At 74.2% G+C, this 19,999-nt stretch carries 21 protein-coding genes; 11 read left to right on the forward strand and 10 right to left on the reverse strand.

The features are described 5' to 3' along the window. Positions 1-27 precede the first annotated feature (27 nt). Positions 28-567, forward strand: coding sequence for a hypothetical protein (locus tag OHA86_RS26765; RefSeq protein WP_329179189.1), 540 nt, complete (start codon positions 28-30; stop codon positions 565-567). Between the two features lie 705 nt (positions 568-1,272). Here OHA86_RS26765 and OHA86_RS26770 read toward each other — a convergent pair. After that, positions 1,273-1,506, reverse strand: coding sequence for a hypothetical protein (locus OHA86_RS26770; protein ID WP_329179191.1), 234 nt, complete (start codon positions 1,504-1,506; stop codon positions 1,273-1,275). Between the two features lie 127 nt (positions 1,507-1,633). Then, the gene (locus tag OHA86_RS26775) at positions 1,634-1,810 is read right to left on the reverse strand and encodes a hypothetical protein (protein WP_329179193.1); all 177 of its coding nucleotides are present in this window, start codon (positions 1,808-1,810) and stop codon (positions 1,634-1,636) included. A gap of 104 nt (positions 1,811-1,914) precedes the next feature. On the opposite strand from OHA86_RS26775, the gene OHA86_RS26780 reads away from it, so the two are divergent. The 6 genes from OHA86_RS26780 to OHA86_RS26805 all read left to right on the forward strand — a co-directional run bounded on the left by OHA86_RS26780 (position 1,915) and on the right by OHA86_RS26805 (position 8,128). Further along, a complete protein-coding gene (locus OHA86_RS26780) occupies positions 1,915-5,199 on the forward strand; it encodes a CHAT domain-containing protein (protein WP_329179195.1) in 3,285 nt (1,094 codons plus the stop codon). Between the two features lie 70 nt (positions 5,200-5,269). Next, positions 5,270-5,869, forward strand: coding sequence for a hypothetical protein (locus tag OHA86_RS26785; RefSeq protein WP_329179196.1), 600 nt, complete (start codon positions 5,270-5,272; stop codon positions 5,867-5,869). Beyond that, positions 5,866-6,342 (forward strand): hypothetical protein, encoded by a 477-nt coding sequence (locus tag OHA86_RS26790; protein WP_329179198.1) that lies wholly within the window; start codon positions 5,866-5,868, stop codon positions 6,340-6,342. Before OHA86_RS26785 ends, OHA86_RS26790 begins: the two co-directional genes overlap by 4 nt. Beyond that, a complete protein-coding gene (locus OHA86_RS26795; RefSeq protein ID WP_329179199.1) occupies positions 6,342-6,821 on the forward strand; it encodes a hypothetical protein in 480 nt (159 codons plus the stop codon). The genes OHA86_RS26790 and OHA86_RS26795 overlap by 1 nt, the downstream gene beginning before the upstream one ends. Further along, positions 6,818-7,135 (forward strand): hypothetical protein, encoded by a 318-nt coding sequence (locus OHA86_RS26800; RefSeq protein WP_329179202.1) that lies wholly within the window; start codon positions 6,818-6,820, stop codon positions 7,133-7,135. Before OHA86_RS26795 ends, OHA86_RS26800 begins: the two co-directional genes overlap by 4 nt. Before the next feature lie 9 nt (positions 7,136-7,144). Next, positions 7,145-8,128 carry an ATP-binding protein gene (locus OHA86_RS26805; protein WP_329179204.1) on the forward strand — a complete coding sequence of 328 codons (984 nt, stop codon included), beginning with the start codon at positions 7,145-7,147 and terminating at the stop codon, positions 8,126-8,128. A 97-nt stretch (positions 8,129-8,225) separates the two neighbouring features. On the opposite strand, the gene OHA86_RS26810 is transcribed toward OHA86_RS26805, so the two are convergent. Genes OHA86_RS26810 through OHA86_RS26820 form a run of 3 tightly spaced genes read right to left on the reverse strand, consistent with a single transcriptional unit; the run spans position 8,226 to position 11,574 of the window. Continuing rightward, positions 8,226-9,881, reverse strand: coding sequence for a CATRA conflict system CASPASE/TPR repeat-associated protein (locus OHA86_RS26810; RefSeq protein WP_329179205.1), 1,656 nt, complete (start codon positions 9,879-9,881; stop codon positions 8,226-8,228). Further along, positions 9,878-10,207, reverse strand: coding sequence for a CATRA system-associated protein (locus tag OHA86_RS26815; protein WP_329179207.1), 330 nt, complete (start codon positions 10,205-10,207; stop codon positions 9,878-9,880). Before OHA86_RS26815 ends, OHA86_RS26810 begins: the two co-directional genes overlap by 4 nt. After that, positions 10,204-11,574 (reverse strand): macro domain-containing protein, encoded by a 1,371-nt coding sequence (locus OHA86_RS26820; RefSeq protein WP_329179208.1) that lies wholly within the window; start codon positions 11,572-11,574, stop codon positions 10,204-10,206. The genes OHA86_RS26815 and OHA86_RS26820 overlap by 4 nt, the downstream gene beginning before the upstream one ends. A gap of 372 nt (positions 11,575-11,946) precedes the next feature. Between OHA86_RS26820 and OHA86_RS26825 the strand changes: the two genes are divergently transcribed. From OHA86_RS26825 to OHA86_RS26835, 3 genes are all read left to right on the forward strand, one after another. Then, on the forward strand, positions 11,947-13,071 hold the full coding sequence (locus tag OHA86_RS26825) for a hypothetical protein (RefSeq protein WP_329179210.1): 1,125 nt from the start codon (positions 11,947-11,949) through the stop codon (positions 13,069-13,071). Positions 13,072-13,222: 151 nt separating this feature from the next. Further along, positions 13,223-13,471 carry a hypothetical protein gene (locus tag OHA86_RS26830; RefSeq protein WP_329179212.1) on the forward strand — a complete coding sequence of 83 codons (249 nt, stop codon included), beginning with the start codon at positions 13,223-13,225 and terminating at the stop codon, positions 13,469-13,471. A 340-nt stretch (positions 13,472-13,811) separates the two neighbouring features. Next, positions 13,812-15,485 (forward strand): SpoIIE family protein phosphatase, encoded by a 1,674-nt coding sequence (locus OHA86_RS26835; RefSeq protein ID WP_329179214.1) that lies wholly within the window; start codon positions 13,812-13,814, stop codon positions 15,483-15,485. A 270-nt stretch (positions 15,486-15,755) separates the two neighbouring features. On the opposite strand, the gene OHA86_RS26840 is transcribed toward OHA86_RS26835, so the two are convergent. After that, entirely contained in the window at positions 15,756-15,989 is a 234-nt protein-coding gene (locus OHA86_RS26840; protein WP_443072023.1) for a DUF805 domain-containing protein, read from the reverse strand. Positions 15,990-16,181: 192 nt separating this feature from the next. On the opposite strand from OHA86_RS26840, the gene OHA86_RS26845 reads away from it, so the two are divergent. Then, on the forward strand, positions 16,182-16,514 hold the full coding sequence (locus OHA86_RS26845) for a hypothetical protein (RefSeq protein ID WP_329179217.1): 333 nt from the start codon (positions 16,182-16,184) through the stop codon (positions 16,512-16,514). A 79-nt stretch (positions 16,515-16,593) separates the two neighbouring features. On the opposite strand, the gene OHA86_RS26850 is transcribed toward OHA86_RS26845, so the two are convergent. The 4 genes from OHA86_RS26850 to OHA86_RS26865 form a co-directional block, all read right to left on the reverse strand. Continuing rightward, positions 16,594-17,421, reverse strand: coding sequence for an aldo/keto reductase (locus OHA86_RS26850; RefSeq protein WP_329179219.1), 828 nt, complete (start codon positions 17,419-17,421; stop codon positions 16,594-16,596). Between the two features lie 105 nt (positions 17,422-17,526). After that, positions 17,527-17,796 carry a ferredoxin gene (locus OHA86_RS26855; protein ID WP_329179221.1) on the reverse strand — a complete coding sequence of 90 codons (270 nt, stop codon included), beginning with the start codon at positions 17,794-17,796 and terminating at the stop codon, positions 17,527-17,529. A 7-nt stretch (positions 17,797-17,803) separates the two neighbouring features. Continuing rightward, the gene (locus OHA86_RS26860; RefSeq protein ID WP_329179224.1) at positions 17,804-19,018 is read right to left on the reverse strand and encodes a cytochrome P450; all 1,215 of its coding nucleotides are present in this window, start codon (positions 19,016-19,018) and stop codon (positions 17,804-17,806) included. Between the two features lie 106 nt (positions 19,019-19,124). After that, a complete protein-coding gene (locus tag OHA86_RS26865; RefSeq protein ID WP_329179226.1) occupies positions 19,125-19,961 on the reverse strand; it encodes a class I SAM-dependent DNA methyltransferase in 837 nt (278 codons plus the stop codon). Positions 19,962-19,999 lie beyond the last annotated feature (38 nt).

The raw sequence follows: 19,999 nt of genomic DNA on the forward strand, positions 1-19,999 counted from the left end.
GGGTTCGTCAGGCGGAAGGGGGCTCTTGTGCAGGAACGCGGCAACGGAGTGAGTGGCTGGGTCGGCCTGAACATGGCCACGCGAGGGCTTCCCGATTTTGTGGAGGTCAACCCGGTCGTCGGCGTCTGTTTCGCGGAATACGGGGAGATCTCCCGTGCTCTGATGGGCGATGTTCCGCCTGGGCCGGTTCCCGTGGTTTCGCGGCCGCTCGGCTATCTCATGCCCGAGAATTCCTTTCGGGTGTGGCGGTTCACGCAAGGTGAGGACCCGGACTTGCAAGCGCGGTCGATTGCTGATGCGGTAAGGGTCTACGGTGAGACTTTCATCGACGCATACGGTGACTGGGGCAGGTTCTCCCGTGAGATCGAGTCGGCGGGACTGCTGGCGGACCATGAAAGGAAAAAGGTTCTGCCGATCATCTTCGCGATGAACGGTGATACCGAGCAGGCATTGGAGATCGTGGCGGAGGAACAGTCCAGGGTCCTTGGCCTCGATGACATGTACGCGCGGTCGTACCGGGACTTTGCGGGCAAATTCTTCGACAGGTTCGGATCTGCTTCCGTCTGACCGCTGGCGTGCTCGATCACCACGAAGACGAAGAGCCGCGCCCCGGACGGCGTGACGGTCTTTGGGAAGTCGCAGGCCAGCACGGCGTTGCAGGGGCGCAGGCTCCGCCGGTGAGTGAAGGCCGGCGGACCGGCCGGACCACCTCCGCTCGCGCGGAGAGCACCGGTGGTTGTGCGGGCGCACACGTTCATCCCCCCGAATCTCCGCGCGAGCGGAGATGATTCGGGGGCGGGGGGCAAGGGCGGACGCCAAGGCCTGCTCCGTAGAGTGCCTTCCGCCTTCTTGTTGGCTTCCGCCCTTCGAGCCGGATCTGTCCCTGTCGTTCAGCCGTGCCCCACCGGTTCCAGGGAGCCCGTTGCGGTGCACCGGGTGTGAGCCCGGTGCGAGCCCGGACGCTTCTGGACGCGGTGGGACCGCTCACTGCCGGTCGGACCGACCCCCCCTCCGACCTGCACGGACGGGACCAGTGAGGATCACTCGTCATCCTCCGGCACGGAATCCGGGCGACTCATAATCCGCCGGTCGTGGGTTCGAGTCCCACCCGCCCCACCATGCGCCTCGGTCGGCATGCCTGTGGTGACCTGCGCAGGGGTCCCGAGGCGGCTCACGCGGAGACTCCCGTACTCGTCCGGGTGATCATTTGCCGCCCCCTGCATGCCCGAAGGGTCCGCGATCATGGTCCGCACTGGTCCCGGGCCCTGGCGTCTAGGCCGGCTCGAAGCAGAGGGTGTCGGCGGGGGCGAGGGTCATGACGACGCTCGACCCTTCGTGCAGCACCCCGTCCAGGGTCACCAGCACCTTCTCGGGCTTGACCTCGATGAAGGCGATACGGCCGTAGACCGCGACGCCTTCCTTGCTCTCGTAGGCGAACGTCGATCCCACCAAATCGAGATCCAGGTCGCGGGCCGCTACCCGTACTACGTCGTCGGCAAGGTTCATGTCGATCTCCCGGTGATGAGCTGTGCGAACGGGTGAGGCCCGGATCGGCCCGGACTCTTGGGCCAAGGGGTACGCACCACTGGGTACCCCTTGATCCGCTTCGCGAACGGTGAAGGCCCGCACCAAGTCACGCCTGGGGGGCGTTGCTCCAGAGCGGGCCGGTCTCCTGGCGACGCCCGGTCTCAGCCTGGGCTCCGCCGGCGGCGTACCCGCCGCCGTACCGGCAGGCGGGGTGGAAGCCGCCCTGGCAGATCGGGCAGGCGCAGTCGGCGAAGGCGAAGGCGAACGCGGGAGACGACGGCATCGCCCCGCCGGAGACCGCGGACCGCGGACCGCGGAGCCGGCCTCCCCGACGACGCCGGGGAATTCACGCCCCACCGCACCCACCCGCGGTGCCATACTCGCGGCGTGTCCGGCGACGCGGCAGCGGCGGCCAGCCCCGGCGGGCGGACGCCGGGGGCGCTCCAGTGGCGTGACCTCAGCATGGACCGGCGGCGCAGCTTCGAGCGCGGGACGGGCGGGCCGCGGGCACTCGCCGAGGCCGTCAACGCCGCCCGGGCCGCCCGCGCGGCCGCCGAGGGCGACGCTCCGGCCGCGCGGGCGATGACCGCGATGCTGGCCTCCCACCTCCAGGCATGGTGGCAGCTGACCGGCGAGTACCAGGCCCTGCTGGACGCCGTGGCCCTGGGCCGGGAGGCCGCCGCGGGACCGGGCCCGGGCGAACTCGACGCCCACCGCAATCTGTGCGGAGCCCTGGTCCAGCTGTTCGGGCGGGGCGGCGGCGACGGCCTGCTCACCGAGGCGATGGAGCACGGATGGCGGGCCGTCGCACTCGCCGAGGCACTCGCCGACGCCGACGGACGGCCGCTCGCCGCCTGCGTCGCCAACCTGACCTCCGCGCTCTTCTGGACGTACCAGTACACCCAGGACCGGCAGCCGCTCGACGAGGCGATCCGGCTCGCCGAGCACGCCCTCGACGCGCTCGCGCCGGACGAGCCCGACCGGCCCGTGCTGCGGAACAACCTGTCCAACCTGCTGCGCGCCAGGCACGGCCTGACCGCCGACCGCGCCGACCTCGACCGCGCGTACGAGCACGCCGTGGCCGCCGCCGGCAGCGGGGATCTCGTCCACCTCGCGAGCGCAGCGGCGGTCGGCCTGTACCGCTACCGGAGTTCCGGCGATCTCGCCGACGTCGAGACGGCGCGGGAGCTGTGCCGCCGCGCCCTCGCCGCCGCGCCGCCCGGCGACCCCCGCCGCGCAGCCCTCCACAACATGGCCTGCGCCGCATTGCAGCACCTGGCCGGGCGCCGCGGCGACCCCGAACTCGCCCGGCAGGCCGCGGACGCCGCCAGGGCCGCGGTCGGGGCGACCCCCGCAGCCGGCCACGACCGCCCCGGCCATCTGCGCAACCTGGCGGGCGCGCTGCAACTACAGGCCCGCCTGAGCCGCGACACCGCCCCGCTCGCCGAGGCCGTCCCCGTCATCGAGGCGGCCCTTGACGCCCTCGGCCCCGACCACCCCGACCGGGCCGACTGCCGCGGCGCCCTGGGCGAGGCGCTGCTCGCCCTCTACGCCGGTACCGGCGACGAGCGACTGGTCGACGCCGCCGTGGAGTCCGCCCGGGCGGCCCTCGACGAGACCCGCAGGCACCCCGAACTGCGCGGGACAATGCTGGTGACCCTCAGCTCCGCGCTGCGCACCCGGCACTCCGTCCACCGCGCGCGCCCCGACCTCGACGAAGCGATCACCACCGCCCGCGAGGCCGCCCGCCGCCTCGGCCCCACGACCTTCGCCACCGGCGCCTGGGACGCGGTGTCCGCCGCCTACGGCGCGCTCACCACGCTGCCCGAACTCACCCCCGCGCAGCGGCTCGACGCCCTCCGCGCGCAGACCGACGCCGCCCGCCGGGCAGCCGACCTCACCCCGTCCGGCGACGCGTTGCATCCGCACCGCACCGGCATGCTCGGCTGGATCCTGCTGCGCCTGGCCGCCCACGACGGCTCCGCCGGCACCGAGGCCCTCGACCGGGCCCGCGGCTCGCTCGCCGCCCTGCCGCCCGGCACCGCGGCCCACGCCTCCGCCGCGCTGGCCTGCGGCAGCGCCCTCCACCACGCCGTCCGCACCGGGCACGCCGACCCCGGACCCGCGCTGGCCGAGGCCGAGCAGCTGCTCCTCGGCGGTCTCGGCACCGAGGCCGCCACCGCCTCCGACCGCCTCGGCTGCGCCCGCGAACTCGCCCGCCTGCGGATGACCACCGGCCGGCCGGGCGCGGCGCTGGCGGCCGTCACGCGGGCCGTCGACCTGCTGCCCGCCACCGTCCCCGGCGAACTCGCCCGGGGCGGCAGGGAACGCGGCCTGGAGGTGCACGGCGGCCTGTCCGCGGAGGTGGTGGCGATCGCCGTCGCCGCGGGCCGCCCCGACCGGGCCGTCGCCCTGCTGGAACGGGCGCGCGGCGTCCTGCTGACCGAGGAGCTGGCCGGACGGCGTGCGCGGGGAGGCCGCCCGGCCCGGCCTGCGCCGCACCCGGCGGATCGGCCCGCCGGTGCCGCGGCCGGTGCCGCGACCGTGCCCCCCGAGAGCGCCGCCGCCGGGGTGGCCGTCGCGCGGCGGGCCGTGGCGGACGCAGAACAGCGCCGGCGGGACTGGTCGGCACAGGTGCGCCGCTCGGCCGGGGCCGGGCGCGAACGGCCCCGCGGCGACGGGGCGGTGGTGGTCACCGCCGGAGCGGCGGGCGGGCACGCGCTGATCATCCGGCGGAACCGGGTGCGAGCGGTGGAGCTGCCGCTGCTGCGCGAGGCGGAGGCCGTGGGGCACGCGCTGCGGCTGAGCGGCGAACCCACGCAGCGCGAACTCCTCGACACGCTCGGCTGGTTGTGGGAGGCGGCCACAGAACCGGTGCTGCGCGAGCTCGCCCCGCGCCCCGGCGCGCGGGTCTGGTGGTGCCCGACCGGGCCGCTCGCCGCGCTGCCGCTGCATGCCGCCGGACGCGACGGCGACGGGGTGATGGACCGGGTGGTGTCCTCGTACACACCGACCGTGCGGATGCTGGAGCACGCCAGGGCCGGGCTGCGGCGCGCCGAACGGTCGGGCGCGGCCCGGGCGGTGGTGGTCGCGGTGCCCGACGAGCCGGGCGCCGAGGTGCTGCCGCAGGTGCGGGCCGAGGCCGAGGCCATCGCGCGGCTGCTGCCGGGAACCCGGGTGCTGCTCGGCGGGCAGGCCGGGTACGAGGCGGTGGCGGCGGCGCTGCCGGAGGGCGGTGTGGCGCACTTCGCCTGCCACGCGTTCAGCGACCCGGCGGTGCCCGCGGCCAGCGGCATCGCGCTCGCCTCCGGCGGCGGCCGGCCCGCGCTCACCCTGGCCGACCTGTCCGCACTCGACCTGCCCGCAGCGCAGTTGGCGTACCTGTCGGCGTGCGAGACCGGCCGGACCCGGCTGGGCCTGGCCGACGAGGCGGTGCACCTGGCGGCGGGCTTCCAGCTGGCCGGCTACCCGCAGGTGATCGCCACGCTGTGGACGGTCAGCGACCGGATCGCCGCCCGGATCGCCCGCGAGGTCTACCAGGGCTCGGTACGCGACGGGCGCCTGTCGGCCCGCCGTGTCCCCGGGGCGCTGCACGAGGCGGTGCAGCGGGTACGGCAGCGCTGGCCGCGGGCGCCCGAGCTGTGGGCGGGCCACCAGCACTACGGGGCCTGAGCACTTCGGAAGCACACCGGAAGCGTGCGGGGGCTCGGCCGGGAAGCGGACGGCGGGCCACCGTGGCGGCATGACGGATCTCCCGCTGAAAGCCCTGTTGGAAAGCGCGAAGTCGCAGCTCCAGCAGGCACGCAACCAACCCCGGGACGCCTCGGTGCAGTCCCGGATCGTGCTCGCCTACGGCCTCGAACTGCTCGCCCGGCTCCTCGACGGCGTCCAGAGCGGCCTGGAGGACGGCGAACTGGTCGAGGTCGCCCTCGTCTACGACACCCTCGCCACCGAGACGGCACGGCTGTTCACGCTCGCCGTGCCCGAGGCCTTCCGCGCCCTGGTCGAGCTGTGCGACGACACACGGGCGCGCCGCCTGCTCGCCGGGCAGCCCGCCGCCTCCCCCGACGTACTGGACCTGCTGCGCCGCCGGCTGATCTGGCTCACCGTCACCTACGAGTGGCCCGCCGCCGGCCCGCGCCGGCGGGTGGTGGAGATCGTCCACCGCACCCCGCAGGGCGCACTGCTCTCCTGCGACGTGGCGCAGGCCGTGTCGTGGCAGGACCTGCCCGACCGGGTCCGCTCCCGGCTGCTGGCCGGCACCGGGCAGGCCGTGCGCTACCAGCTCTACCCGGACTCCGCCCGGACCGGCGCGGTCGAAGAGAAAGGGAAACCGCGATGATGCCTCTCGTCCTGGTGCTCGCCCCCATGGTCGGCACCGCCCTGGCCGCCCTGGCCGTGTACTTCTGGCCGACCCTGATGAGCTGGGCCCGGGAGCACCTGCTGCCCTGGGTGGACCGGGTGCTGCCCGGGCTGGCCGCCGACGTGCGGCTGGCCTTCCAGAACCTCGACAAGATCTCCGTGGACCTGCGCCGGGCCGTACGCGGCGCCTGGCACCGGCTGCGCCGGGTGCTGCTCAGCGAGGTCGCCACCTTCGTCCAGCTCGCCGACGACCAGTGGGCGGTGCGGATCACCTCCTACCTGCGCAACGTCGAGGACGCCGAGAAGCCGGTGGTGAAGATCGTCAGCGAGCAGCCGGTCAGCTACGACGACCTCCCCGACAACATCCGGGCCCAGGTGCTGACCGGCGGGCTGAAGAAGACCAGCCTCGACATCGTCGAGGGGCGCGACCAGCTGCTGAGCGAGGTCGACTGATGGACACCGACGTACAGGTACCGGCCGAGATGGGACGGGAGACACAGATGATCATGCTGGCGGCCCTGCTGCTGATCCTGGTCGGCGGCAGCTACGGCTGGCGGCTGCTGCGGCGGCCCCCCGCCGCCCCCGACACCGCTGCCGCGCACCGGGAGATCGGGGCGATCGTCCTGCTGGCCTACGGCCCGGACTGGGCCAAGCGCTTCGGGGTGGACGTCCAGCGGCTGGAGGCGGCGCTGCTGGACGGCGCCGACCCGGAGCTGCTCCGGCGCGTGGACAGCGAGATCGGGCCGGTCGACCTGCGCTTCCACCGGGCCGCGAAGGGCTCCGAGGTCACCTTCACCGCGGAGTTCGACGGTCCGCGCGGCCACGCCACGGCCACCGCCGACCTGCCCTGGGACGACGTCCCGCAGCCGGTGCGGGCCGACCTGCTGCGCGGCAGCGCGTCGGTGCTGCGCACCTGGCGGGCCGTCAGGTGATCCACATCGTGCTGGCGCTGGTCGCAGCACTGGCCGGCGCCGCCGCGGTGGTCACCTTCTGGGGCGCGGTCAAGGACGCGGTCGGCGCGTGGCTGCGCGAGCGGGGCCTGGCGAAGAGCGCCCTGATGAGCGCCGTGGTGGTGCTCGACAAGCTCGCCGTCGGCGTCCGGCGCCGGGTCAGGCTGCGCACCGCGCAGGGCCTGTGCGTGATCCTCGACCAGGAGTTGGGGATCGAGGACATCGACGACCCGAGGATCCGCGCCATGGCCGAGAAGCAGCAGCACACCGAGATCGACATCCTCAACGACCTGTAGGAGCCAGCCATGGACGACTGGGCCGAGATCCCCGTCGGGCGCGCCGCCGCCGGCGACCCGCCCGCGGCGAGCACCACCGCCCCTGCCACCGACCCCGCTTCCGACCCTTCTTCCGCCACCGGGGCCGCCCCGGTGTTCGCCTCCCGCAAGCCCCGCCGCTCCCTGGACGACCTGGTGGTCTCCGCCGAGGTACGCGAGCGCGTCGAGCTGGCGCTGCGCCAGCTCGACCACCACGAGGTGCTCTACCACGAGTGGAACCTGAGCCGGATCGACCCCGACAGGACCGGAACGGCCGTCAACTTCTACGGCCCGCCCGGCACCGGCAAGTCGCTGGCCGCAGAAGCCGTCGCGCACCACCGCGGCGTCCCGCTGATCGACGTCAGCTACGCCGAGATCGAGTCCAAGTACGTCGGCGACACCCCGAAGAACATCGTCGCCTGCTTCCGCGAGGCCCAGCGCGAGCAGGCGGTACTGGTCTTCAACGAGGCGGACTCCATCCTGGGCAGCCGGCTCAGCAACGTCACCCAGAGCTCCGACCACAGCGTCAACGTGTCGCGGGCCGTGATGCTCTCCCAACTCGACCAGTTCGACGGGCTGGTGGTCTTCACCACCAACTTCCCGCGTAATTACGACGCGGCGTTCGTCCGCCGCATCCTGGTGCACGTACGGTTCGACCTGCCGGACGAGCCGACGCTCCGCCGGCTGTGGGCCGCGCTGGTGCCCGACGAGGTGCCGCGCGGCGAGCCGCTGGACCTCGACCGGCTCGCCGCGGCCTGCGCGGGACTGGCCGGCGGCGACCTGGTCAACGCCGTCAAGGCGGGCGCAGGCCGGGCGGTGGTGCGCACCGGCGCTGACCGGGTCCTGCGCACCGAGGACCTGCTGGCCGAACTCGCCGTACTGCGGCAGGCCAAGGCGGAGGTCGGCAAACCGGCCGACGGCGGGCCGCGGGTGGTGTCCGTGGAGCACCTGGAGCGGATGCCCGAGCAGGGCTGAACCCGGCGTGAGCTCGCGGCCCGGTCCCGAAGCGCGCACGGCCGGCGCGCGACGGGCCGGTCCGCCCGGCCGCCCGGCGACGGGCCGGCCCGCGACGTCAGCCGGAGGCCTCGCGGCGCAGCGCGCCCAGTGCCGCGAAGTCCCCGGCGGTCAGCCAGTCCTGGTTGCCGGTGTCGACCGGGCAGCCGGCCAGCCGCAGCCGGCTCGCGATCTTGGCCCGGCACTCGGGAGCGCCGGTCAGACGCACATAGCTGCGCCCGCCCAGGTCGGTCACCGGCCGCTGCTCCCCGGCCAGCAGGATCAGTGTCCTGTGGGGGTGGACGGCCAGCGCCATGCCCAGTTCGAGCAGCACGTTGGGCCTCGGCTGGAGGGCCGGGCGCAGCTCGGCGTCCGACTCGCCGCCCAGCTCCGGGTGCAGGCTCACGACGTCGTCGGGGGTGAGCAGCACCACCACCGCCTGGGCCAGCGGGATCGTCCGGGCCACCGTGTCGCCCAGATAGGGGGCGCACTGCCCGGTGCTCGCGACCAGCTCCTCCCACTCCTGCGGGCGCAGTCCCAGCGCGCGCAGGAAGGCGAACAGCGCCTGGCGGGCCGGCTCGTCACGGCCGTGCACCACGAAGACGTCGCGCGAGTGGTCGGCGGCCGGCGCCGGGGGCCCCTGCACCGGGGGTCCGGACACGCTCGGTACCGGAGGCGAGGGCGGGGGGACCCACTCGGCCAGCCTGGCGGCCCGGTCGGCGGAGATGTCCAGGTAGGCGAGTTCGTCGTCGAGCCGCTGGAGCAGCGCGCGCGCCACGTCGGCGTCCTCGGCGAACGGACTCGCCCCGGTGAGCAGCCCGTCCAGGTCGAGGGCCCGGCCGAGGTTGTCGGCGGCGATCTCCACGGTCTGCCGCAGCTCGCGCAGGTCGCCGTGGAGCAGCAGCGCCTCCAGGCGGCGCAGCCGCAGCAGTTCGGCGAGGGCCGCGTCGTCCGCGCCGAGGCGGCGCAGCTCGGCGGCCAGCCCGTCCAGCGCGCCGCGTACGGCTCGGGTGCCGCCGTCGCGCCGCCACACCCGCAGTTGGTAGCGGAGCTTGGCGGCGTGCAGCAGGTAGCGGGCGAGCGGCGGGATCCGGGTGTCGCCGCGCGACCACACCCAGGCGCTGGCGGGGGCGTCGGCGTCCGGGGTCAGGGCGAGCAGGAAGCGCCGCTCGGCGCGGCCGTCGTCACCGTCGCCGAATTCCCACAGGGCGAGCGGCCCGGCCACCGGCAGGCCCGGCCCGAGCGGCCCGCCGCCGGGCAGCAGCGCGCCCAGCCGGTCACCGAGCGAGGCCGCCGCCGTACGGACCTCAGGTCCCGCGTCCACCCGGGCCAGATGGATCAGCGCCCTGCCCAGCGTGTACGGGGCCCAGCGGCCGGTCAGCGCCTGCCAGTCGCGCTGGACCTGAGCCCACCAGTCCGGATCGGGGCCCGGGCGGTGCGGGGCCAGCACCACCGACAGGTTCCACACGTCGTGGTGGCGGCGGAGCACCGCCTGGCAGTCCGCGCCGCGCCGCTCCTGGGCGGCGACGGCGATCTCCCCGTCGGACGGGAGCGCGTCAGGGGTGGGCGGCAGCACCTGGGGCAGGTCGGTGCCGGGGACCGGGTCGGCCATGCCGAAGGCGGTGCGGCAGCCGTGCCAGATGTCGGTGAGCGCCCGGAAGGCGGCCTCCGCGTCGGGGCCGTCGGTCGGGGCGTACAGGTGGGCGACCAGCTGCTGGTCCAGCAGCCCGGTCACCGCGGGTCGTCCTCCGGGGCGGGCCGCGGTCCTGCCGGGGCGCCGCCGAGGGCGTGCACCAAGTGGTTGGCGCGCTCGCGGACGGCCGGCGGGGGCGGCTCGGTCGGGGTGCCGCCGATCCGGGTGATCCGGACCGGGCCGGCCAGCTCCAGTTCGCCCACCGCCGCGTCCAGCGCTTCGGCGTCCCGGCCCGCCGCCGCCTCGGCCGCGGCCGCCAGTACCTCGGCCACCCGGTCCCAGCGGGCCGGGGCGAGCCGCCAGTCGGCCAGCACGCCCAGCAGTTCCAGGGCGTCCGCCCGGACGGTGTCGAACGACCCGGTGCTCACGCCGGACCCGCCCCGAAGTCGTCCAGCGCCTCGACGAAGCGGACCACGTCCAGCAGACGCATCCGGTCGAGCACGGCCGGCGGGATCACGATCCGCAGCTCCGGAGCCACCACCGCGACCCGGCAGGCGCGGGCGAAACTGTCGACGAGCATCATGACGATCTCCTCGGGGTTCAGACCGTGGACCCGCGCCAAACCGGAGCCGACCAGCGGCGCGGCGACCGGCCGCAGCAGCCCGTACATCGCCACGGAGGCCCATAACTGGTCGAGACTGTAACGCAGTTGGTCCGGCGTCGAACGGGCGACGAGATCGTTGCCCTGGCGGCTGTAGGCCACCGCGAAGGCCCGCCGGCCCTGTGCGTTCAGCGCCACCACGGTGCCGATCGGATAGCGGGCCCGCTTGCCGTGCGGCTTGTCGCGCGGGCTCTCCCGGGCGACCGGCTCCACCCCGCGCAGTCCCTGCCGCAGCATCTGGTCCAGCCCGGCCCGGTCGCCGCCGAGCACCCGCTCAAGCAGCTGGCCCTGCACACTGCGGCTGCTGATCACCAGGTCCCGGTCGGTGGAGGTGTCGAAGGTGTCCGTGAACCCGGCGACCAGGTTGGCGTTCTCCTCGTCGAACAGGTCGCCGCGCTTGACCACCACCGAGACCCGCAGCCCGGCGAACTCCCGGCGCAGCACCTCGTTGCCGTGCCTGGCCCGGATCCGCTCCCGCAGCCCGAGCAGCGCCGCGGCCGCGGCCGGATCGTCGGGGAAGTCCGCTGCCAGCGACTCGGCGATCGGCAGCGCCCGCTCCGGATGCCCCAACTCGGTCTCCAGGCGCAGCAGGTCGCGCCTGGCCAGCTCGTGCAGCGCGGTGAGCCGGCGTACCAGGTGGGCGGCGAAGGGCGCGGCGGCGACCTCGGGCAGCGGCCGCCCCCGCCACAGCGGCAGCGCCCGGTGCAGCAGCGCCGCCGCGGTGGTGGGCGCCGTCCGCCCGGCCTGCCGCACCGCGGCCTCGAACTCGGTGCAGTCCACCTGCGCGGGGGCCAGCACCAGCCGGTACGCCGACACAGCCGCCGCCGCGGCCGGAACTCCGTCCGCCACCACCGTCTCGGTGCGGATCACCGACTCCGGGTCGTCCTTCCCGCCGCCCAGCACCCGCCGCAACTCGTGCACCCGCTGCTGGACCTGGGTGCGCTGCCCGCGGCCGATCCGGCCGCCCGGTGGCTCGCCCCACACGTCGCGGTAGAGCACCGGCAGCGGCACGCTGCCGCCCTCCGCCGCCACCAGCCGCAGCAGCAGGCGCAGGGTCAGCGGGGGGAGGGCGACGGCCGAGCCGTCGACGGCGAGGGTGGTGGGGCCGAGGACATCGAGGCGCACAGCTGGCACATGGATCTCCGGAAGAACGGGCCTGGAGTCGTCGCCCACGGCAGGAAGCGGCGCCGGGTCGGCTGACATACCGACTGATTGGCGGATCATTATTTCATAGCGAAGTGTTGTATTCCTCCGGAACGGCCGGATATCCGTGCGGCCGGGAGCGCCCCGGACGCCGGCCCGGCACACCGCCCGCTCGACGGCTCCGGCCCGCTGCCCTGGCCTGGCCCTCGGCCCCCGATCCGAGCTCCGCGCGGCCCGCGCCGAGCCGACGCACACGTCCGCCACCCGGTGGCCGGGCCGACAGGTATGGACCGCATGCCGGCGGCGGACATGGCACCCTGCGTGATGCTGTGGTGATGCCCGCAGACGAGGGAAGGTAACGGAATGGATTCCGCAGAGCTGATCGAGCAGGCCGTGAACGTGGTGGTGGCGTCCTTAGCGGCGCCGCCTTCGGCAGGCCCGGACCGTGGACGGGCCGTCACCGAAGCGGACCGTGGACGGGCCGTCACCGACGTCGTGAGCGGTCTGCTGGAGGCAAGCGCCCCGGGCCGGCAGGTGCTGGCCGCGGTGTCCGCCGATCCGGGTGACGCCGATGCCGTGGCGGCTCTGACCCGGGTACTGACGGAGCGGGTCGAGGAGTCGGGCGCCGCCGCGGCTCTCGCCGCCGCCCTCGACGAAGAGGTGCCCGCGCCACCTGCGTCACCCGGTCAGCCCCCGGGGACGTCGGTGGGCGGGAGCGTGCACATTTCCATCGGCGGAGACGCCAAGAAGAGCCCGATATCCATCGGGCCGATGACGTTCGAGCGCTCCACGTCCGGGCGGCTGGCGATGGTGGCGGTGCTGGTACTGCTCATCGGGGCCTTCGCGTTCGTCGGCGACAAGGGCCGTGCCCTGTGGAACGACTCCTCGCCGCACGCCGATTCGGCTGACGGTCCCGTGTCGTCGGCCGACCCCCGCCATTCCGCGGACCCGTCGGACCGCGGTGCGTCCGTGCCGCGGGGCAACCCGCCCGCTGACGCCGTACGCCGTGAAACCCCCCTGAACCAGGCCGAGTCGCTCAAGGCGGTCCTGCCGCCCCTGACCGGCCTCCCGGCGGGCTGGACGGAGGTCTCGGCGCCGAGCGTCGGCGCCTCGACCCTGAACGACGGCTCCACCTTCACCGCGACGTCGGAGTACACCGGGGTCTACGAGATGGACACGTTCCTGTACGCCTACTCCTATCCGACGTCGGCGCAGGCCGGGGCGGCACTGGGCCGGCAGAAGAAGCAGGCCGTGGACGACGAGGACAAGACGCTGACGATGCCCGCCATCGGCGACGAGTCCTTCGCGTGGTCAGTCGACTACGGCAACCACACGAGGAATTGCATCCTGGTCCGGACGGCGACCGTCCTGACCGCCGACTGCGGGAACGACGACGTGGACGACTTCTTCAAACCCAACGAGATCAACGCGTTGCAGTCGCTGGCGCAACTGCTGTCGGACCGGGCCGACGCGGCACAGACCGTGTGACGGACCGACCGGCAGCCTGGACGGCGGCGACGTCGGAGCCCTGAGCGCAGGGCGCGCGGCATGACCCGCGGTCGGAGCCGACCCGGCTGTGGAGGACGCCGATCCGCCGCCCCGCCTGCCGACGGCTGCTCCGTACCCATAGGGTGCACCAATGTCTCTGAGATCGCGCAAAGTGCTCATCTCCACGGCGAGGATGCTCGCTGTCGACGTCTTCCTCATCGCCAGTTGGCGTTGGGGGCGGCACGCAACCTGGAGCAGCATCACGCCCTGGGCGATCGGCCTCCTCCTCCTCACCGCCGCGACCGCGGCCTACGGGTGGTGGTGGTACAGCGATCCCCAGCGCCTGGAGAAGGCGCGCGCACTCCGCGAGGAGCGCGCCGCCCGTCGCCTGCTCAAATGACCCGGGCGCGCCGTCTGCTGCGCGGCCACCACCCGCACCCCTTGACCTGCGGCCAGGTCAGCGCGGAGCTGAGCGAGCTGCGCCGTCCGTGCCGCTGTCACCAAGGCCGACCTGCCGCTGCCCGACCTCGCGCTCCCGGGCGGCGCCGACAGGCGGGTGCGGCCCGCCGCGAGATGGGTGCGGGGACGGGGACCCGGCGGTTGTCCCGCCCGGACACCGGTGGCAGCCGGTCGCCGCGTCCTGCGATCCGGCGGGGCCGGTCTTCGCCTCGGTCGCCTGTACGGATTGTGAGAGGCTGCCAGCGAGACGACAGGACCGGTCGGAGGAGGCGCGGGAGATCATGGTGAGCGCCGGGCAGGCTTCTCCGGGCGAGCTGCCCGATCTCCTCGGGGCAGCGGTGTGCGTGGTCGACGAGCGCGGGGTGATCGCCCGGGTGAACGGCTGCGCGGAACGGCTGCTGGGCAGGAAGTCCGCTGACCTGGTCGGCCGGGACGCCCACGATCTGCTGCACCGGGACCGGCACGGCCGGCCGCTGGACAGGGCTCAGTGCCGGATGGTGCAGGCGTTCCTGGCCCGCCGCCCCCAGGCCGGTGCCGGATTCTTCGAGCAGGGCGACGGGGCGCTGGTCGAGCTGTCCTGGCTGGTCGCCCCGTACGCCGAGCCCAGCGCCGATGCGCACACGGCGGTGGTCTTCACCGACCGGCCCCGCGCCGCGGACGACGCCGACTTCCCGCGCGAGCCCGGCTCCGCGCTGCCGGAACTGGAGCGGCTGGCGCTGCTGGCCGAGACGACCACCCAGCTGACGTCCACCCTCGACAGCGACGAGGCGCTGAACCGCCTGATCCGGCTGGCCGTCCCCCGCATCGCCGACTGGGCGGTGGTCGATCTGATCACCGAGAGCGACGAAGTCGAGCGGGCCATCGTGATGCACCACGAGGACGGGGTGTACGCCAACCGGGAGGATCTGGAGGGCCCGATGCCGCCGGTGCCGGCCGATTCGCCGATGCCGCTGTCGCGCGCGCTGCGGGGCGCGGCCTCCACGCTGGTGACGCCGCAGACGTACCAGGGGCCGCCGGACTCCGGCATCGCCCTCGAACAGGCCAGGCTGTTCGAGGCGACGGGCATGCACTCGGCCGCCATCGCCCCGATAAAGGGCCTGCGGGACGTCCTCGGCGCGCTGACCCTCGGACGGTCGAAGCAGCGCGGTCCGCTGACTCCGGCGGACCTGTCGCTCCTGGAGGACCTCACCCGCCGCACCGGGCTGGCCCTGGACAACGCCCGGCTCTACCAGCGCCAGCGCAAGGTCGCCGAGACCATGCAGCGCCACCTGCTGCCCCAGCTCCCCGCGGTGCCGGGGCTGCAGATGGCCGCGCGCTATCTTCCCGCGCCGGACGAATCGCAGGTCGGCGGCGACTGGTACGACGCCTTCACCCTGACCGACGACATCACCGCCCTGGCGATCGGCGACGTGGTCGGGCACGACCTGGACGCCGCCGCGGGCATGGCGCAGATCCGCAGCATGCTCCGCGCGTACGCCTGGAGCCACCACGAGCCGCCCAGCGCGATCGTGCGGCGGCTGGACGCCTCGACGCGCCTGGCCGGGGTGCCGATGGTGACGCTGGTCTTCGGAGTCCTGCAGCAGACGGACGGTGACCCGTGGCGGCTGACGTGGACCAACGCCGGCCATCCGCCGCCGCTTCTCGTCTCGCACGACGGACAGGCCCGTTTCCTCACCGAAGGACACAGCCTGCTCCTGGGCACCGGTGTGACGCCGGTACGCCCCGACGCGTGCCTCACGCTGCCGTCCCGCTCGACGCTGATCCTCTACACCGACGGCCTGGTCGAGAGCCGCGACCGCTCCATCGACGACGGCCTCGAACGGCTCCGCAAGCACGCCGCTTCCCTGGCCCACCGCCCGCTGCCGGCGTTCACCGACCTGCTGCTGGAGCGGACCCGGCCCACGAACGAGGAGAACGACGACGACGTCGCCATTCTCACCCTGCGCATCCCCTGATCCCTCGGCACCGTCCGCCGTCGCGCGGGACCGCCCGGCGCGCCCTTTGCCGTACGGAGCCGCGAGCCCTCGGCCGCACCTGGGTGGTGCGTCACGTCTGACACCTCGTCGCTGGGTTCCGTGCGAGGCGGGCTGTGTGCCGCCGCTCTGCGCCGGCGGTGGTCGGTCCGGCCGCGCCCCTGGACAGCCGGCCGTTTCCCCGGACAGCCCTCCTACAGGTGGCGGGCAGGACGCCGCGTCCGTGTTCGGCCCACGGGCCGGCCGTCGGTGCTACAAGTGCGCCGGCACGTACTTCGGGCTCGGGCCGTACGCGTTCGGATGGGGATCCCCCTCGATGCAGGTGAGGACGAGCATCACGATCGGGCCGACCAGCGGGATGATGGCGAGCAGCAGGAACCAGCCTGACCTGCCCGTGTCGTGAATCCGCCGGACGGTGAGCGCGACGGCCGGGACCACGACGCCGGCGATCGAGCCGCCGCGTACGGCCGGGAAGGTCCACCGGATGGCCGGGCCGCGCTGCCGGCTTCCGTCAGGCCGGGGAGCCCGAGGTGAGCCGGGTCGGTGGGTGTCGGGGCGTCGCGCCGGGTGTGCGCCCGCGCACGCTTCGCCCTCCCGTGCGCCCGGGTACGGCGATCACCGGATGCCCGCGACCGCGCGCACACCCGTAGCGTCGGTTCCCCGACCCGAGGAGCCACGATGCGATTACGGCCCGCACGCACCATCGCCACCCTTGCCGCCACGGCGGCCCTCGCCACCGCGGGTGTCACCGCGGCGGCCCCGGCCGACGCCGACACCGGGACGACGATCAACTGTACGCAGTACCTGATCCCGACCTGGAGCGGCTGCGACGCACCGGTCGGCACCGGCGCCCCGTACGTCATCACCGCCCACACCTACTGGGTCGTGAACTTCCTCGGCCCCTGGTACATCTTCTCCGACGTGACGAAGACCTGCGCGAACCTCGTCCAGTACGACGCCACCACCTGGAAGCTCGACGCCACCTCCGGCTGCACCCCGGCCAGCCCCTGACCTCGTGCGCCACGCCGGCGGCGGCCACCGACAGGCCGGCCGCCGCGGGTGCGGTCCGGTGGACGCCCCTACCGCGGGCTCAGGCGCGGCGGTTGAAGACGGCCGGGTCGGGGCCGAGGCGGGTGCCGGTGTCGAGGGCCGTGATGGCGTGGACCTCCTCGGGGGTGAGGGTGAGGTCGAGGACGTCGATGTTCTCCGCGATACGGGCGGGGGTCACGGACCTGGGGATCACCACGTTGCCGAGCTGGAGGTGCCAGCGCAGGACGATCTGGGCCGGTGACTTGCCGTACTTCTCGGCGAGCGAGGTGAGGACGGGCTCGCCGAGCAGCGCTCCGCCCTGGGCCAGCGGGCTCCACGCCTCGGTGGCGATGGACCGCTCGGCGGCGAGCGCGCGCATCCGGCGCTGGGGGAGGTACGGGTGCAGCTCGATCTGGTTGAGGGCCGGTACGACGCCGGTCTCCGCCAGCAGACGGTCCAAGGTCGCGGCGGTGAAGTTCGAGACGCCGATCGCCCTGGCACGGCCCTCGGCGTAGATCCGCTCCAGGGCCTTGTACGACGTGACGTACAGGTCGTGCTCGGGGGCGGGCCAGTGGATCAGGTAGAGGTCGAGGTAGTCCGTGCCCAGGAGCCGGAGGCTCGTGTCGAAGGCGCGGAGCGTGGATTCGTACCCCTGGTCGGCGTTCCACAGCTTGGTCGTGAGGAACACCTCCCGGCGGGGGATCGCGCTGTCGCGGACCGCGCGGCCCACGCCGGCCTCGTTGCGGTAGGCGCGGGCGGTGTCGATATGGCGGTACCCGGCGTGCAGGGCGTGCGTGACGGCGGTGTACGCCTGTTCGTCCGTCAGCGGCCAGACCCCGAAGCCGACCTGCGGAATCGACGTGCCGTTGTTGAGGGTGAGGCGCTGCATGCGCTGGCCTTCCGTTCACGCGGGGTCGTACGGTCCGGGCGGTCACAGTCCGCCGCCCGCCCACGGTCCGGGCGCCTGCGGCCCAGGTGCTCACAGCCCGCGCGCTCACGGTCCTGGCGGCCGATCCGCCGTGAACCGGATCGCCTCCACCGGGCACAGCAGCGCCGCGTCATCGGCGGCGCCGTCCGCGGGCGGCGCGTCGGGCCGGGCGCGGGAGCGGGTGTCGTCGGCCGGTTCGAAGTGCCGCGGAGCCGTGGCGAGGCAGATGCCGGAGCCGATGCACACCTCGGGGTCGACGCGGACCCGTCGCGCGCCCTCCGGAGCGGGCGGCACCTCCCCTCGCGCTGCCGCGCCGAGGCCCTGCTCCCGGGACACGGCCGGATCACCAGGCCACGGGCAGAGTGCGGGGCGCCCGGGTGCCGAGTCCCGTCTTCCACGACGGCGGCGCCGCCGAACGCAGCGCGGGAAAGCGACGGGTGAGACCGGCGAGGGCCTCCTGGAGCTGGACGCGCGCGACCGGGGCCCCGACGCAATGGTGTACGCCGTGCCCGAAGGCCAGATGAGGGTTGCGCTCGCGGTCGAAGTCGACCAGGCCCGGGTGCTCGAAGACCGACTCGTCATGGTTGGCCGAGGAGTTGACCGCCATCACCGCCTCGCCCTCGGCGATCGTGACGCCGCCGATGTCGACCGCCTCGGTGGCGACCCGCAGATTCGCCTGGACGTTGGTCTGCGCGTAGCGCAGCAACTCCTCAACGGCCCTGGGGATCAGGGCCGGTTCGTCGCGCAGCCGCCCGTACCGCGCGGGATCCTCCAGCAGCAGGTGGACCGACCCCGCGAGCCGGTCGGCCGTGGTGCCGTAGCCCCCGGTGAACAACACCAGGCCGAAGGAGACGAGTTCGCCCTGGCTGAGCCGGTCGCCCTCGTCGCGTGCGGCGATGAGGGCGCTCAGGACGTCGTCGGCGGGATGGCGGCGCTTGGCCGTGACGAGGCCGGCGAGGTAGCCGGTCATCTCGCCGACCGCGGCGGTGACTTCGGTGTCGCTGTTCGCGGTGAGGCTGCGCAGGGTGTCGCACCAGGCGTCGAGCCGGCCGCCGTCCTGCCGCGGCACACCGAGCAGGTCGCAGATGACGGCCAGCGGCAACGGGCGCGCGAACAGCGGGACGAGGTCGGCCGGAGGGCTCTGCGCGGCGAGCCCGTCGAGGAGTTCGTCGACGGTACGGGCCACATTCCGGCGGATCTCCTCGGCGCGGCGGGCGGTGAAGGCCGCGGCGACCAGCTTGCGCAGCCGGGTGTGTTCCGGCGGGTCCGCGGCCAGGACCGAGTCCGGCAGGGTCGGTACCCGCGCGATTCGCGGTCCCGTGCCCCGGGTGGCGCGGGTACGGCTGAAGCGCGGGTCCGCCAGTACGGTGCGTACGTCCGCGTAGCGGGTGACCAGCCAGGCGAGGTCCCCGCTGGGCAGCCGGATCCTCGCGCAGGGCGCGTCGCGGCGCAGGGCGGCGAACTCCCGCAGCGGGCCGAGGCCGTCGTGGTGGGGGAGGGGGAATTCCCCGGTGCGGACGGGGGGACCGGGAAGCGGACCAGGGCCTGCGTCTGTCACGGCTGCTCCGGGATGCTGGTCGGGGTTGCGCCCGGTGTCGGCGGACGCGCGGGAAGAAGTCCGGCGGGACGGCCGGGAAGGGGCCGGCGGAAAGGGACGGTCGGCGTCACCGGTGCTCGTACACGGAGACGTGATACGTGCTGCTCCGGCTGAACGCCTCCCCCGCCCACGAGCCCAGGCGCTGCCGCGGCCGGAGCCCGGCCCGCTCGGCCATGAGGTCCAGCTCGCCCGGCGACACGTAGTGGAAGCGCACCCGCAGATGGCGGGTCCGGTCCGCCTCGTGGATGAGGTAGTGGGACTGGTACGTGCTGGTGGACGGGTCGATGCTGCGGTGGCACAGGATGAGGTGCTCGTCGGTCTCGGAGACGACCTCGGGCACGCCCGAAGCCGCCGCGACGGCGAGGGCCTCGGGCACGTGCGCGTCCAGGACGAACACACCGCCCGGCGCCAGGCGGGCGGCCGCGGCGGTCAGGCAGCGCTGCTGGGCCTCGCGGCCCGGAAGCTCGAAGAAGGTGCCCCCGACGCAGTAGAGGAGGGAGAACATCCCGGCGGCCGGCACCTCGGCGAAGTCGCCCGGGGTGACCCGGACCCGCTCTCCGCCGGGCTTGGAACGCAGCCGTGCCGCCATCGCCTCCGACGCCTCGACACCGTGGACGTCGAAGCCGCGCCCGGTCAGCGGCAGTGCGACTCGTCCGGTGCCGATGCCGAGTTCGAGCACGGGCCCGGTACCGGCGAGGGCCGCGAGGGTGTCCACGGTCGCGCCGGTGACGCCGGGTTTGCCGAACCACCGGTCGTAGTCGGCAGCGTGGGTGTCGGCGTAGTGGACGCCGGCCGCGCCGGAACCGCGCACGGCCCCGCCCAGGGGTTCGTCCCCGCCGTCAGCGGCATCCGGACGCGGCTTCGTCGCCACGGTGGGCGCGGGGGGTTCGTGGAGGGTGGACATGGGCGGGACCTCCTCGGCCTGCGGCCGGACCGGTCGGG

The organism is Streptomyces sp. NBC_01477 (genome assembly GCF_036227245.1).
Taxonomy (GTDB): Bacteria; Actinomycetota; Actinomycetes; order Streptomycetales; family Streptomycetaceae; genus Actinacidiphila.